The sequence below is a fragment of the Streptococcus sp. CF8-6 genome, assembly GCF_024295845.1.
Lineage (GTDB): Bacteria > Bacillota > Bacilli > Lactobacillales > Streptococcaceae > Streptococcus > Streptococcus oralis_BO.
On record NZ_JANCOF010000001.1, the window covers coordinates 693,620 to 709,413 of the forward strand.

Below are 15,794 nucleotides of genomic sequence, written 5' to 3' on the forward strand. Positions count from 1 at the left end.
GGAAAATGACAGAAATGCTTAAAGGAATCGCAGCATCAGACGGTGTTGCAGTTGCAAAAGCATATCTACTCGTTCAACCGGATTTGTCATTTGAGACTATTACAGTCGAAGATACAAACGCAGAAGAAGCTCGCCTTGATGCCGCTCTAAAAGCATCACAAGACGAGCTTTCTGTTATTCGTGAGAAAGCAGTAGGTACGCTCGGTGAAGAAGCAGCTCAAGTTTTTGACGCTCACTTAATGGTTCTTGCTGACCCAGAAATGATCAGCCAAATCAAGGAAACAATCCGTGCGAAGAAAGTGAATGCAGAGGCAGGTCTGAAAGAAGTTACAGATATGTTTATCACTATCTTTGAAGGCATGGAAGACAACCCATACATGCAAGAACGCGCAGCGGATATCCGCGACGTGACGAAACGTGTATTGGCAAACCTCCTTGGTAAAAAATTGCCAAATCCAGCTTCTATCAATGAAGAAGTGATCGTGATTGCGCATGACTTGACTCCTTCAGATACAGCTCAATTGGACAAAAACTTTGTAAAAGCTTTTGTAACAAACATCGGTGGACGTACAAGCCACTCAGCTATCATGGCACGTACACTTGAAATTGCTGCTGTATTAGGTACAAACAACATCACTGAAATCGTTAAAGACGGTGATATTCTTGCCGTTAACGGTATCACAGGTGAGGTTATTATCAACCCAACTGATGAGCAAGCGGCTGAATTCAAGGCTGCTGGTGAAGCTTATGCGAAACAAAAAGCTGAATGGGCGCTCTTGAAAGACGCTAAAACAGTAACTGCTGATGGCAAACACTTTGAATTGGCTGCCAACATCGGTACTCCAAAAGACGTTGAAGGTGTCAATGACAACGGTGCTGAAGCTGTTGGTCTTTACCGTACAGAGTTCTTGTACATGGATTCTCAAGACTTCCCAACAGAAGACGAGCAGTACGAAGCATACAAGGCAGTGCTTGAAGGAATGAACGGTAAACCTGTTGTTGTTCGTACAATGGATATCGGTGGAGATAAGGAACTTCCTTACTTCGATATGCCTCACGAAATGAACCCATTCCTTGGATTCCGTGCCCTTCGTATCTCTATTTCTGAAACTGGAGATGCTATGTTCCGTACACAAATCCGTGCCCTTCTTCGTGCTTCTGTTCACGGTCAATTGCGTATCATGTTCCCAATGGTTGCACTCTTGAAAGAATTCCGTGCAGCGAAAGCAGTCTTTGATGAAGAAAAAGCAAACCTTCTTGCTGAAGGTGTTGCAGTTGCGGACAATATCCAAGTTGGTATCATGATCGAGATTCCTGCAGCGGCTATGCTTGCAGACCAATTTGCTAAAGAAGTTGACTTCTTCTCAATTGGTACAAACGACTTGATCCAATATACAATGGCAGCAGACCGTATGAACGAACAAGTTTCATACCTTTACCAACCATACAACCCATCAATCCTTCGTTTGATTAACAACGTTATCAAAGCAGCTCACGCTGAAGGTAAATGGGCAGGTATGTGTGGTGAGATGGCTGGTGACCAACAAGCTGTTCCACTTCTTGTCGGAATGGGCTTGGATGAGTTCTCTATGTCAGCAACATCTGTACTTCGTACACGCAGCTTGATGAAGAAACTTGATACAGCTAAGATGGAAGAGTACGCAAACCGTGCCCTTACAGAATGCTCAACAATGGAAGAAGTTCTTGAACTTCAAAAAGAATACGTTAATTTTGATTAATCGAAAAGTCCTTGCAACGTAGTTGCAGGGATTTTTTTGATATTTTAAAAAGAATTTTCAAGAAAATCTTTCTTATAGAAAGTTCAACCTTGAAAAAGTAGTGGTCAGAACAAAAAATACTTAACCGGTTCATAAAATCCTTGACAAGTTGGAGATTTAGGAGTAAACTATTAACCAGTTAACTTTTAGAGAGGAGTTTCTGCAATTTAGAAATGAATTGCAACTAGAAATATCAAAAAGAAAGAGAGTTTCGATGAAAATTAATAAAAAATACCTTGCTGGTTCTGCGGCAGCCTTGATTTTAAGTGTCTGTTCTTATGAGTTAGGACTGTATCAAGCTAGAACGGTCAAAGAAAATAACCGTGTGTCTTACGTTGATGGTAAACAAGCGGCACAAAAAACGGAAAATCTGACTCCTGATGAGGTTAGTAAAAAAGAAGGCATCAATGCCGAACAAATCGTCATCAAGATAACAGACCAGGGCTATGTCACTTCACACGGTGACCACTATCATTATTACAATGGCAAGGTTCCTTATGACGCTATCATCAGTGAAGAGTTGCTGATGAAGGATCCAAACTACCAGCTCAAGGACGAAGATATTGTCAGTGAAATCAAGGGTGGTTATGTTATCAAGGTAGATGGAAAATACTATGTTTACCTTAAGGATGCGGCCCATGCAGATAATGTCCGTACGAAAGAAGAAATCAATCGACAAAAACAAGAGCACAGTCAGCGTCGTGAAAGAGGGACTTCAGCAAACGATGGTGCGGTAGCCTTGGCACGTTCACAGGGACGCTATACCACAGATGATGGTTATATCTTTAATGCCTCTGATATCATTGAGGATACTGGTGATGCTTATATCGTTCCTCATGGCAACCATTACCATTACATTCCTAAGAGTGAGTTATCAGCCAGCGAATTGGCTGCCGCAGAAGCCTTCCTATCTGGTAGAAGTGGTCAATCAAATATGCCTACTTATCGCCGTACCAATAGCAATAGTAGTAGTTACGATGTAGATAGATGGACTCCATCCTATAATAACCAAGGCAACAGCTATATAAACACGAACACGGCTAACAACAGTAGCGACGACAGCCAAACAAGTCAAAGCTATGAGGATATTGATAGCCTTCTGAAACAACTTTATGGCTTGCCACTCAGCCAACGACATGTGGAATCTGATGGCCTTGTTTTCGACCCAGCGCAGATTACAAGTCGAACAGCTAGAGGTGTTGCGGTACCTCATGGGGATCATTACCATTTTATCCCTTATTCACAGATGTCTGAATTGGAAGAACGAATCGCTCGCATCATCCCACTTCGCTATCGTTCAAACCATTGGGTGCCGGATTCAAGACCAGAACAACCAAGTCCACAACCGACTCCGGAACCTAGTCCAAGCCCGCAACCTGCACCAAATCCTCAACCAGCTCCAAGCAATCCAATTGACGAAAAATTGGTTAAACAAGCGGTTCGAAAAGTAGCTGATGGCTATGTATTTGAGGAGAATGGAACCTCACGTTATATTTCTGCTAAGGAACTTTCAGCAGAAACTGCTGCAGCCATTGATGGTAAACTAGTCAAGCAAGAAAGTTTAGCTCATAAACTCGGAGCTAAGAAAACCAACCTCCCATCTGGTGATCAAGGATTTTACAATAAGGCTTATGATTTACTAGCAGCAGTTCATCAAGACTTACTTGATAATAAAGGGCGCCAAGCTGATTTTGACGCTTTGGATAAACTGTTGGAACGTCTCAATGATGCCTCAAGTGATAAAATCAAGTTGGTGGATGATATCCTGGCCTTCCTAGCACCGATTCGTCATCCAGAACGTCTAGGGAAACCAAATGCGCAAATTGCCTACACTGATGATGAGATTCAAGTAGCCAAGTTGGCAGGCAAGTATACAACAGAAGATGGCTATATCTTTGATCCTCGTGATATCACCAGTGATGAGGGGGATGCCTATGTAACTCCACATATGACCCATAGTCATTGGATTAAGAAAGATAGTTTGTCTGAAGCCGAAAGAGTGGCAGCCCAGGCTTATGCTAAAGAGAAAGGTTTGACTCCTCCTTCGACAGATAATCAAGGTTCAGGAAACACGGAGGCTAAAGGAGCAGAAGCTATCTACAACCGCGTGAAAGCAGCTAAGAAGGTGCCGCTTGATCGTATGCCTTACAATCTCCAACATACTGTAGAAGTCAAAAACGGAAGCTTGATTATTCCTCATTATGACCATTACCATAACATCAAATTTGAGTGGTTTGACGAAGGACTTTATGAGGCACCTAAGGGGTATAGTCTAGAAGATCTTTTTGCGACTGTCAAGTACTATGTCGAACATCCAAACGAACGTCCGCATTCAGATAGTGGTTGGGGCAATGCAAGTGACCATGTTCAAAGAAACCAAAACGGTCAAGCTGATACCAATCAAACGGAAAAACCATCAGAGGAGAAACCTCGGACAGACAAAACTGAGGAAGAAAAGCCACGCGAAGAGAAGCCTCAAAGTGAGAAACCAGAATCTCCAAAACCAACTGAGGAGCCGGAAGAAGAATCACCAGAGGAACCAGAAGAACCTCAGGTCGAGACTGAAAAGGTTGAAGCGAAGTTGAGAGAGGCTGAAGAGCTACTTGCAAAGATCCAGGATCCAATTATCAAGTCTAATGCCAAAGAAACTCTCACTGGCTTAAAAAATAACCTGCTATTTGGCGCCCAGGACAACAATACTATTATGGCAGAAGCTGAAAAATTATTGGCTTTGTTAAGGGAGAGTAAGTAGTTGTAACAACATTTTCTAACTCTTAAAAACAGGACAGGAGAGCTAGAAAAGATAAAATCGAAAAATGAGAGCAGAATGTGAGTTCTAGTTCTCATTTTTTCATGAAAATGTGCAAAATAACTTGACATATATGGTAAATAAAGATAAACTATTTACTAGTTAATTAAACGGTTAAATACTAGTTAAGGAGTAATGATGAAAAAAAGAACATTTCTATTATTAATGGCAGGTCTGTTTGTACTTGTCTTAGGAGCATGTAGTCAAAAAGAAAAACAAGAAGCAAAAGGGATGAAGATTGTAACGAGTTTTTACCCAGTCTATGCCATGGTCAAAGAGGTATCAGGAGACTTAAATGATGTTCGGATGATTCAGTCAAGTAGTGGGATTCACTCCTTTGAACCTTCAGCGAATGACATTGCTGCCATTTATGATGCGGATGTCTTTGTATACCACTCTCATACGCTCGAATCTTGGGCGGGAAGTCTAGATCCTAACTTGAAAAACTCAAAAGTTAAAGTTTTAGAAGCTTCTGAAGGAATGACATTGGAGCGTGTACCGGGCTTAGAAGATGTAGAAGCTGGTGACGGTATCGATGAAAAAACACTCTATGACCCTCACACTTGGTTAGATCCAGAAAAAGCAGGTGAAGAAGCTCAGATTATTGCGGATAAACTTTCGGAGCTTGATAGTGCCAATAAAGAGACTTATCAAAAGAATGCCAAGAATTTCATCTCTAAGGCCCAAGAATTGACTAAAAAATACCAGCCTATTTTTGAAAAAGCGAGTCAAAAGACTTTTGTTACACAACACACAGCCTTTTCTTACCTTGCTAAACGGTTTGGATTGAAACAACTTGGTATAGCAGGGATTTCCCCTGAACAAGAGCCAAGTCCAAGACAACTAACAGAGATTCAGGAATTTGTTAAGACCTATAAGGTTAAAACCATCTTTACTGAGAGCAATGCTTCTTCTAAAGTCGCTGAGACCTTGGTCAAATCAACAGGAGTTAGTCTAAAGACACTCAATCCTTTGGAAGCAGACCCCGAAAATGACAAAACTTACTTAGAAAATCTAGAAGAAAATATGAATGTTCTTGCAGAAGAATTAAAATGAGGAGATGATGAAAATGAAGAAAAAGTATCTTGCGGCGGGATCGGCTTTAGTCCTTTCCCTAAGTCTTTGCATCTATGCATTGAACCAACACCGGGTAGAGGGAAACAAAGATAATAACCGTGTGTCTTATGTCGATGAGAAGCAAGACTCTCAAAAAACAGAGACTCAGACACCAGATCAAGTTAGCAAAAAAGAAGATATTCAGGCAGAACAAATTGTTGTGAAAATTACCGATCAAGGTTATGTGACATCACACGGTGATCATTTCCATTATTACAATGGGAAAGTTCCTTTTGATGCGATTTTCAGTGAAGAACTTTTGATGAAAGATGCCAATTATCAACTTAAAGACGCTGACATTGTCAATGAAATCAAAGGTGGCTACATTATCAAGGTGGATGGTAAGTATTATGTTTACCTTAAGGATGCGGCACATGCTGATAACGTTCGTACGAAGGACGAAATTGAACGCCAAAAACAAGATCATACTCACGATGCACCAACTTCTAACAGTGCAGTGACACTTGCGCAATCACAAGGACGTTATACTACTGATGATGGCTACATCTTTAATCCATCTGATATTATAGAGGATGCTGGTGATGCTTATATTGTCCCTCATGGTGGACATTACCACTACATTCCAAAGAGTTCCTTGTCTGCTAGCGAATTAGCAGCTGCTCAAGCCTACCTATCTGGAACTAGAAAACAACCGAGTGTGACTGACTATCGTCCGAGTCCAAACGCAACTAGTCAAACTAGCAATCCAAGTCAAAAGGCTGAAACACCAAGTAATCAAGCTGAGAGTCTTCAGAGTCTATTGCAACAGCTCTATGCTCTTCCAAGTAGTCAACGTTATGCTGAATCAGATGGCTTGATTTTTGACCCTGCTAAGATTTCAAGTAGAACACCGAGTGGCGTGGCGATTCCTCATGGAAATCACTATCATTTCATTCCGTATACAAAACTTTCTGCCTTGGAAGAAAAGATTGCACGTATGATTCCTTTATCTAGCGACAGCGGGAAGCCAACACCTTTGGAAAATCCAAGCAAACCAGCAGAACATCCAACTCAACCAGATCATCCTCATGACCAAGACGGTGACCATGGAAGTCAGGGGACCAACCATGAAGATCATGACCACGATGGAGAGAACCATGACCATCATCATGACGAAGAACATGATCATGGTTTTGCAGCTGACCGTGTTATTAGTGAAGATGAGCAAGGGTTTGTAGTTTCTCATGGAGATCACGCTCATTATTTCTTTAAGAAGGACTTGACTGCAGCCCAAATCAAAGCTGCCCAAAACCACTTGAAAGAAAATCATCAGTCTGAGCCTGTTCAACCACTTGCCAAGACTGTGGAAAGTTTCTCAAGAGATGCTAGCGATGAAGAAAAAATCAAGTATATCTCACAGACCTACGGAGTACCGCTCGAAGCGATTCGAATTTCAAATGGATTCTTTGTCTTTGGAAATCCGGATCAAGCCTATGATCCTACTCATATCCACCCTTATGCCGTTCGTAAGGAGCGTGTTCGTATTCCGCTGCAGACAGGTGACCCTGAACTTGATTTCTTAAATGAACTTTTTACAACTGCTTTACGTGACAATGTATCTCCTTATAGTTTGCAAGTTGAGAATGGTAGCTTTGTGATTCCTCACGGTGATCACAATCACTACATTAAGGTTCAAACAAAGGGCTATGAAGTAGCCTTAAAGAACAAGATTCCTACTTTACAATCAAGCTACCAGCCAGGAGCTTTTGACGAGCAGACTGTTCTTTCTAAAGTTGATCAACTGTTAGCGGAAAGCAGAAGTCTTTACAAAGACCAACCTATCATGCAGAGACGGGTTGAACTTGCTTTGGGTCAATTTACCGAAAATATGAAAAAACTGGCAACAAACTCAACTGCTGGATATCTAGCAGCCTTGGATCTCTTTGATAAGCAATATATCCATGTGGATCAAAGTGTTTCTCCAGTTGAAACATCACCTTTGGACAAGAAATACCAAGCCCTTGTAGATAAGATCAATACACTGGATACAGATACTTATGGCTTGCCTAAGAAAGATCTTTTGGTACATTTGCAGGATGCGAAGTTAGCACAAGATGAGACAGAGTTGGCTGCCATTGAAGCGAAACTGCAAGCCTTGCAAGATTTCCGTGATCGTACAGGAGTCACAACAGTAGAGTACATCAAGTATTTCTACGAACATGTATCTGACGGCCGTTTGAGAGAAGAACTTCGGAACCGTGTTGCCAAGTTGACATGGGAACTTTACCAGTCACAATCTTTCCTCAAAGCAACCGACTTGAACAAGTTATTCCCAACTATTTACCAAACTAAGCTAGAAGTAGAAGAAGCTCTCAAAGAAGAACCCGTTTCTACAAAAGCTGGTAAGACCATTCTAGATACGGAAAAAGTAGATAGTCAAACTGCTAAGACCGCCATCTATGAATTCCTAAAAGAACTCTACGGTGATTTTATGCCAGAAGAGCGGGTTAGTCATGTTAAGAAGGAAGAAGTGGATGCTCTCCTAACTAAAGCTGCTCAACTCCTAGCACGTGTCAAAGAAGATGGTGTCAAACAATCCCTAGCTGAAGAAGCAGCTAATATCAAAGCGGCTACTGAAAAGGAAAATGCAGACCTTGACGAAGCTAAAACACAACTTGAGGATCTCTTGAATCGTATTGCAGCGACTATCCAACGAGAGAAAAAAGAAGCAGAACAAGATCCACAAACGGTGATTATCTACCAAAAACTCTATAATATCTTGCTCTCTCTTCACAAGTACTTAGAGGATAACAAAGGATCTGATGCTGACTTTGAACGTGTCGATGCCCTTTTTGATCAACTCGCAGCTAAAAGTAGTGATAAAGAAGGTCTCCTCACTCTAGCTAAAGATATCATTAGCTTGAACCAAGAACTTCGTTCAAAAGCAAGTGAAACTGACAGTCAATCTAAGTCTGAGAAAGGCAGTGAAACAACTGCTTCTCAATCAAGCGAAAAGCAAGAGAAAAGTGAGACTGAGCCAAGTGCTCAACCAAACGAATAAAAAGAAAGACGAAGTAGCTGAGCTACCTCGTCTTTTTTAGTCTTTATAAGCTACAATACCAATGATGGTATCCACCGCACGCTCCATGGTCTGAAGACTCACGTATTCAAAACGTCCATGCATGTTTTCACCACCAGCAAAGATATTAGGAGTTGGGATCCCCATAAAGGAAATCTTAGACCCATCTGTTCCACCACGAATTGGTTCGATAATTGGCGTGATTCCCAGATCCTCCATTACGGCTTTGGCAATGGTTACAGGAGTCATGTCTTTCTCAATGACTTCCTTCATATTGTAGTACTGGTCTGTCAGAGTTAAGGTCACGCGATTATTCCCAAGCTCTTGATTCATCTTGTCAGCGATGGCTTGCATAGCTGCTTTACGAGCTTCAAAGGAATCCTTTTCAAAATCTCGAATGATGTAGCTTGCACGCGCCTCCTCAACACTACCTGACACATCCATAAGATGATAGAAACCTTGATAACCATCTGTCAATTCAGGTCGGTCATTCTCTGGAAGTTGATTATGAAAATCAATCGCTAGCTGAAGGGCATTGACCATCTGTCCTTTAGCAGTACCAGGGTGAACATTGCGCCCTTGGAAATGCAATTCAGCACCAGCTGCTGAGAAAGTTTCATACTGAAGCTCACCTAGCGGACCACCATCAACAGTATAGGCAAAGTCAACGTTAAAGTCTTCAGCATCAAATTTGTTAGCTCCAACACCGATTTCTTCATCTGGTCCAAAACCAACTCGAATCTCACAGTGTTTGATTTCGGGATGAGCAGTCAGATATTCAATAGCAGTCATAATTTCAGCAATCCCTGACTTGTCATCAGCACCCAGCAAGGTCGTGCCATCAGTTGTGATAAGCGTTTGACCTGGATATTTCTCAAGGCTCTTGAAATCAGCAGGATCGAGTTTAAATCCAGAATCACCCAAGTCGATAACTCCACCATCGTAATTTTCAATGACTTGCGGATTAACTCCCTCAGCATTAAAATCAGCAGTATCCATGTGGGAGATGAAGCCAATCTTGCGTGTAAGGCTGGGATCATTAGCTGGTAAGGTACCAATAGCAAAACCATTTGGAAGGTAGTAGACGTTTTGCAGACCGACACGTTTCATTTCAGGAATAAGAACATTGGTCGCAAAATCTACCTGGCTTTGCGTACTTGGAGTAGTAGTAGAGTGTTCATCAGAACGCGTATTGACCTTAACGTAGGTCAAGAAACGATCTAAAAGGTTCGGATAAGTCATAAAAACTCCTTTAACAATCATAAAATAGAATGCAAACTTCGGAAAAAACCTTATTCTGAAAATTTCATGAATTTTGAAAAAATATAATAATTCAAATTCAATAGACTTTTAAATGAAATTTTGGATATTCTAGAATAAAATATATGCATTGATATTTTATGAGATTTTTTTATTCTTTTTTCATTTTACCATAGAATAGTTTGAAAGACAAAGAAGAATCATACTCTTTTATTAATTAACATAATATAAAATTAATCATATTAATTGACACTGCGTGAACTTTATTGTACAATTATCTTGTAAATGTCCTAGATTGATATAGTAACAATATTAGTACATTCTAGTTAAGGAGAATAAAATGAACATTCGCTTCGATTTTAAGAAAGTTCAAATTATTGCGCGCCGTTTAGTTACACTGTTAGCTATTCTCTTTTTGTGTGCTCCGATAAGCCTGTTAAATGCTGATTCTACTACAGAACCTCAGACAACCCTTCATAAAACAATTACTCCGATATCGGGACAGGATGACAAGTATGAGTTGTCATTGGATATCACGTCCAAACTGGGAACAGAAACCCAAACGGATCCCTTGGATGTTGTTTTAGTAGCAGACCTCTCAGGAAGTATGCAGAATCAGGATGTCCAATCTTTTGATGGACGGACGATCAGTCGGATTGACGCATTGAAAAATACTCTAAGAGGAACAAATGGTCGTAAGGGCTTAATTGATACCATTCTATCCAATTCTAATAACCGTTTATCTATGGTAGGATTTGGTGGGAAAATTGACAATAAAAAGAATGATCAGTATTGGGATGGAAATAAATGGAGACTTTTTAGACCATACTGGCCCTATGAACGGATGACAAAATACTATGATGGCGTTTCACCATGGGATGATGCTAACACGATTTTAGGATGGAGTAACAATGCTCGTGCTGCTAAAACAGCGGTATACAACATGAGTATTGCAGGAGGTAATTCCATTGGTACTGAGTCAGGTATTGGTACCGGGACCAATATTGGGGCTGGATTAACCTTGGCCAACCAGTTAATGGGAAGTGCAAGATCTAATGCTAAGAAAGTCGTTATTTTGCTTTCAGATGGCTTTGCGAATATGGTCTACGATGCCAATGGTTACACTATATATAACTACAATAACGAAGATCCTAATATCGAAACAGCTCCCCAGTGGTTTTGGGATAGATTAAACAATAATCTAAATAGTCTATCATATAGCTTGGCTCCAACACTTGATGGTTTCTATTCGATTAAATTTCGTTATTCAAACAATGTCGACAGTATTACCAGTCTGCAATATTATATGAGGCAACATAATGCCTCCATTCCAAATGAAATATTCTCTGCAAATGATGAAGACCAGTTACAAGACAGTTTCAAAGATATCACTGATAAGATTCTGCCACTGGGAATCCACCATGTGACTATCAAAGATGTTCTTTCTAAGTATGTTCAGCTATTACCGAACGGATCGTCAGAGTTTCGTGTAGTGAAAGAAAAGGATGGTAGCAGTGAAACATTAACTGAAAATCAAGTAACTTTTGATACCAAAACAACTTCAGAAGGATTAGTGGAAGTTACAGCTAACTTTTCTCCTAATTATTCCTTAGAAGATGGAGCTAGATATGTCCTCAAATTTACTGTTACATCTAGTCAAGATGCTCTGGATGCCATTGCTGGTGATAAGAAGATAGAGGCTGGTGATGCTGAAGGTTCTGATGTCAATAAACTCTATTCCAATAAAGGTGCCAGTGTCACCTATTCCTATGGAATAGGCACCTCCCAAACCAAGACCAAAGAATACACTGACAACCCAACCTTTAAGCCTTCAGATCCATTAACGGTACCAGTGGAAGTTGAATGGCAAGGTGTGACGGGTGCGAGAACTGTTATTACAGCTGATCAACCGAGTAATGTTGAGCTGAAACTGGTTCAAAAGAACAAGAACGGAGGTTCTGACAATCAAGACTATCGAAAGACCAATGTGACTGTTGAAAAAAATAAATCTAATGAAACGAGGAACTTTGAAAAAGTTGCCAAAGGATATCAATACGATTTAATTGCACCGGACGTCCCAGCCTTTACCAAAGAAATAAAAAATGTTGGTACAGAAACTAAACCATCCTTCAAGGTAATCTATAAACAATTGCCAAGTCTGACGATTAAGAAAGTGTTGGAAGCTGAAAATAACTTGAACAAGGAGTTTAGGATTAAGGTAAAACTAACCTCTCCTGATTCTACTCCATTGAATGGAACTTTCGGAGAGATAACTGTTGTGAATGGTGAAGCGGAGATCCGTGTCGAAAAACGAAAGCGTTGGAAAGGTATTCTAAGCTATCTTCCTCGGGGAACCCATTACAAGGTTGAAGAAGAAGCGGCATCAACGAACGGTTACCACGTTACATATGAGAATCAAGAGGGAGATCTGAATAAAGACGAAACCAGCACTGTTACGAATCACAAGCTTCCAAGTTTATCAGTCACAAAAAAAGTTACAGGCGTATTTGCCAATCTATTAAAATCCTTCAAGATTACCATTAACATCAGGGATGCTCAGAACAGTCCATTGAATGGAACCTATACTGCAACGGTGAATAATAAAAGAACCCCTCTGCAATTTACGAATGGTCGAGCGTCTATTGATCTAAACAAAGATCAAACCATAAAAATTGATGGACTTCCACTCAATAGTCACTACACTATTGAAGAGGAATCAAACTCTTCGCGTGGATATCAGGTATCTTATGAAAATCAAGAAGGCGAGCTAGATAGGGATAAGTCTGCGACAGTCACGAATAATAAGAATAGCGTGCCTGAAACCGGAGTTGACTTCCTCAGCAGTACACTCGTGTTAGGAATAATTCTTCCTCTAGGAGGAATCTTCTTTACACTCCTACTCGGATATCTAGTGGTACATAGGAGAAAATAATGCTACTTAAAAAGAAACATAAGAAAACAGTAACACAAGTCAATCGGGATAAGTCTCCGCCGAGTGTATGGGGAGATATCCTCTACTTAGTCAGTAAGCTTCTGATGGTTGGTTTTGTACTGGCCACCCTTTACTTTTTTGTCTTTGGACTATTGAGATATAATGACGATAGCATGAAGCCAGCCTTAAAAGATGGCGACTTGGTTGTCTACTATAGGTTGGATAAACGTTATTCGATTGGTGATCTGCTCGTCTATAGTTATAAGGGCAAGGAAAGAGTGGCGCGTGTCATAGCGACCGAAGGAAGTACGATCGATATAAACGAAAATGGTCTCATCATCAACGGTTCTCCTCAACAAGAGCAGGATATCTACAAAGAAACGCTGCTCTATAAGGAAGGGGCTACCTTCCCAATGAAAGTCCCAGCAGGACAACTCTTTGTCCTCGGAGACAATCGAACAACGGCTGTAGATAGCCGTGCTTTTGGAACCATTCCTATACAGGATACCCATGGCAAGGTGGTAACAGTCCTAAGGCGACGGGGCTTTTGATGATAATTTATGAAAAAAGAAATTTAAAAATAAAAGGAATAATCATGAAAAAAACATTTTTGAAAAAATTAGTTACTGCAAGTATTGCAGCTGTAACCGCCTTGTCGGTCTTTAGAGGAGTGCCAACATTTGCGGATGATAATGATGTGGCGACTGCCAAAGCAACTGGTGAAACAAGTGCAAAAGTTTCTATTAATAAGGTGTTGAACATTGCGGAAGGAATTACAACACCTGAAGCAACTTTTACATTTACTTTCACCCCTAAAACTGGTACATCATCAAATGGTGCACCCTATGAAACAATTGATTCTTCTAATGGTCAAATTACAGATAAAAATGTATCTTATTCTGGAACAGACGTTTTAGCAACTGGCCAAACTAACATTAAGAAAGATACCGGCGATATTTTTAGAGAAGTGAACTATACACATGCTGGTGAATATGTCTATACTGTTGCTGAAAAACAAAATGTTGGTTGGAAAGTTATTCAAAAAAATGGTTCACCTATTGATTTTATGACATATGATAATCGCAACTATGAAATGCACGTTATTGTTAAGAACAAAACTACAGGAGGAACATATATTTCTTCTGTGTATTTTAAACAAGTATCCCCAAGTGTGAATGGTAAAGTAAAACCATCTGAAAGTGGAACTACTTACAAATATGATCTTTTCACTAACATTTATCGTAAAAATGCTGGTAAAATTACAGATCCAAATGAACCAAACCCTAATAAACCAAATGTTTCAAAAGTTGACCCAAATGCTAAATCTTTAGTAATTAAAAAAGTTGTATCAGGTGCTACTGCAGATAAATCAAAAGATTTCACTTTCAAGCTTACTTTCACAAAAGCATCTACAGAAACTTCACAATCAATCACTGGTAAAATCGGTGAAACCTCAAAAACATTTGTCTATGGTCAAGAAACGACTATAACACTACGTCACGATCAATCTTTGGTGTTTGACACAATTCCTGCTGGTACTCGTTATAAATTGGTTGAAACTGGATCTCAAGGTTACACAGCTTCAGCTGCATATAAGGAGAACGGAGCATCAAAAAATCAAGCTGGTACAGTTTCTACAAATTTCACTCAAGATAGTATCCTTATTGGTGAAAAACCAAACGATAACACTATCACAAATAGCTTACCAGACGTTACCCCTACTGGTCTCTTGATTGACAACCTTCCTTTCATCTTGATGATTGGTCTTGGTTTGGCTGGATTTGTTGTTTTGTCTAAAAAACGCAGACAAGCTTAAGCAAGTGGTTTGACCGATGAAAATCAAGCGTGAGAAACCAAAAAGGAGTTTGTCTAGGCGTCTGGTCCTTGCTGTAGATGCATTGATGAATCATATCCTGCTCCTCTTGGCAGCCTTAGTCTTTCTCTTTGGTTTCTACGCCCTTTGGGATGCCAATCAGGTTTATTCTCAGGCTTCATCAAGTGAGTACGAGGCTTATAGACCTGTTAGTACCAGTGAGAAGGATGAGCTTGCTAGTTTTTCTGGCTTTCACAAGCTACAGCAAGTCAACCCAGAGGTTCTCGGTTGGATCAATGTCTATGGCACCAATATTGACTATCCCTTAGTCCAAGCCAGAGACAATGAAAAATACCTGAACAAGGATTCCAAGGGAGAATTTGCAGCTACAGGAGCTATTTTTCTGGAGGCTCGAAATGAATCCAAGTTCGAAGACTTTAATACCATCATCTACGGACACCATGTAGAAAATGGGGTTATGTTTGGAGATGTAGCAAAGTTTTCTGATAAGGAATTTTTTGACCAGCATCGCTACGGTAGTATTTACTATAATGGCGTTGAAAAAGGTCTTGAGATCTTTGAGATGCTCGAGGTGGACGCCTATGACTTTAACATCTACGATCCAGGTATTAATGGAGATGGTCGGCGCCAAGAATATATCGATCACTTACTCTCGGTTGCCATCCACAAACGAGATATTACACTGGGGCCAAATGACCATATCATTCTTCTCAGTACCTGTTTCCTAGACGTAACAAATGGGAGACATATCGTAGTTGCCAAGATTACGGATACAGTTCCAAAGAACACCTTCCATACGAAAAAATCAAAACCATTCCCTTACAGTGTCTTTGATGATTCGTCGCTCGGACGATTTCTCTCATCGATTCCTTTGTGGATATGGTACATCATCTTGTTTATCTTGCTCTTGCTATTGATCTTCTTGCTCATCATCCTCTACTTGATCTTGCGTCGTAGAAGAGAAGCAAAAGAAGAAGGAGCAGATACCATTACTGACTAAACTTCCAATAAAAGAGAAAGGGACAGCCTCTCTTGCTCTTTTATTT

9 protein-coding genes are annotated in these 15,794 nt (G+C 40.3%); 8 read left to right on the forward strand and 1 reads right to left on the reverse strand.

Annotation, left to right across the window (positions count from 1 at the left end):
• Positions 1-5 precede the first annotated feature (5 nt).
• The 4 genes from ptsP (at position 6) to NML69_RS03350 (ending at position 8,704) form a co-directional block, all read left to right on the forward strand.
• Entirely contained in the window at positions 6-1,739 is a 1,734-nt protein-coding gene (gene ptsP, locus NML69_RS03335) for a phosphoenolpyruvate--protein phosphotransferase (protein WP_254725291.1), read from the forward strand.
• Between the two features lie 253 nt (positions 1,740-1,992).
• The gene (locus NML69_RS03340) at positions 1,993-4,530 is read left to right on the forward strand and encodes a pneumococcal-type histidine triad protein (protein ID WP_254725292.1); all 2,538 of its coding nucleotides are present in this window, start codon (positions 1,993-1,995) and stop codon (positions 4,528-4,530) included.
• A 195-nt stretch (positions 4,531-4,725) separates the two neighbouring features.
• Complete coding sequence (locus NML69_RS03345; RefSeq protein WP_254725293.1) at positions 4,726-5,643, forward strand: metal ABC transporter substrate-binding protein; 918 nt, start codon at positions 4,726-4,728, stop codon at positions 5,641-5,643.
• A gap of 13 nt (positions 5,644-5,656) precedes the next feature.
• Positions 5,657-8,704 (forward strand): pneumococcal-type histidine triad protein, encoded by a 3,048-nt coding sequence (locus tag NML69_RS03350; protein WP_302851683.1) that lies wholly within the window; start codon positions 5,657-5,659, stop codon positions 8,702-8,704.
• 36 nt (positions 8,705-8,740) lie between these two features.
• Here the strand turns inward: NML69_RS03350 and pepT are convergent, their stop codons facing one another.
• Positions 8,741-9,964: a peptidase T gene (gene pepT, locus NML69_RS03355; protein ID WP_254725295.1), complete on the reverse strand. Its 1,224-nt coding sequence runs from the start codon at positions 9,962-9,964 to the stop codon at positions 8,741-8,743.
• A gap of 358 nt (positions 9,965-10,322) precedes the next feature.
• On the opposite strand from pepT, the gene pitA reads away from it, so the two are divergent.
• From pitA to srtB, 4 genes are read left to right on the forward strand one after another with little or no spacing between them, the layout of a single operon-like run.
• On the forward strand, positions 10,323-12,914 hold the full coding sequence (gene pitA / locus NML69_RS03360) for a PI-2 pilus tip adhesin PitA (protein ID WP_254725296.1): 2,592 nt from the start codon (positions 10,323-10,325) through the stop codon (positions 12,912-12,914).
• The gene (gene sipA, locus NML69_RS03365; RefSeq protein WP_125440946.1) at positions 12,914-13,465 is read left to right on the forward strand and encodes a PI-2 pilus system signal peptidase SipA; all 552 of its coding nucleotides are present in this window, start codon (positions 12,914-12,916) and stop codon (positions 13,463-13,465) included. The genes pitA and sipA overlap by 1 nt, the downstream gene beginning before the upstream one ends.
• A complete protein-coding gene (locus NML69_RS03370) occupies positions 13,465-14,730 on the forward strand; it encodes an FctA domain-containing protein (RefSeq protein ID WP_302851684.1) in 1,266 nt (421 codons plus the stop codon). The genes sipA and NML69_RS03370 overlap by 1 nt, the downstream gene beginning before the upstream one ends.
• Before the next feature lie 16 nt (positions 14,731-14,746).
• A complete protein-coding gene (gene srtB / locus NML69_RS03375) occupies positions 14,747-15,748 on the forward strand; it encodes a class B sortase (RefSeq protein ID WP_125440947.1) in 1,002 nt (333 codons plus the stop codon).
• The last annotated feature ends 46 nt before the right edge of the window (positions 15,749-15,794 follow it).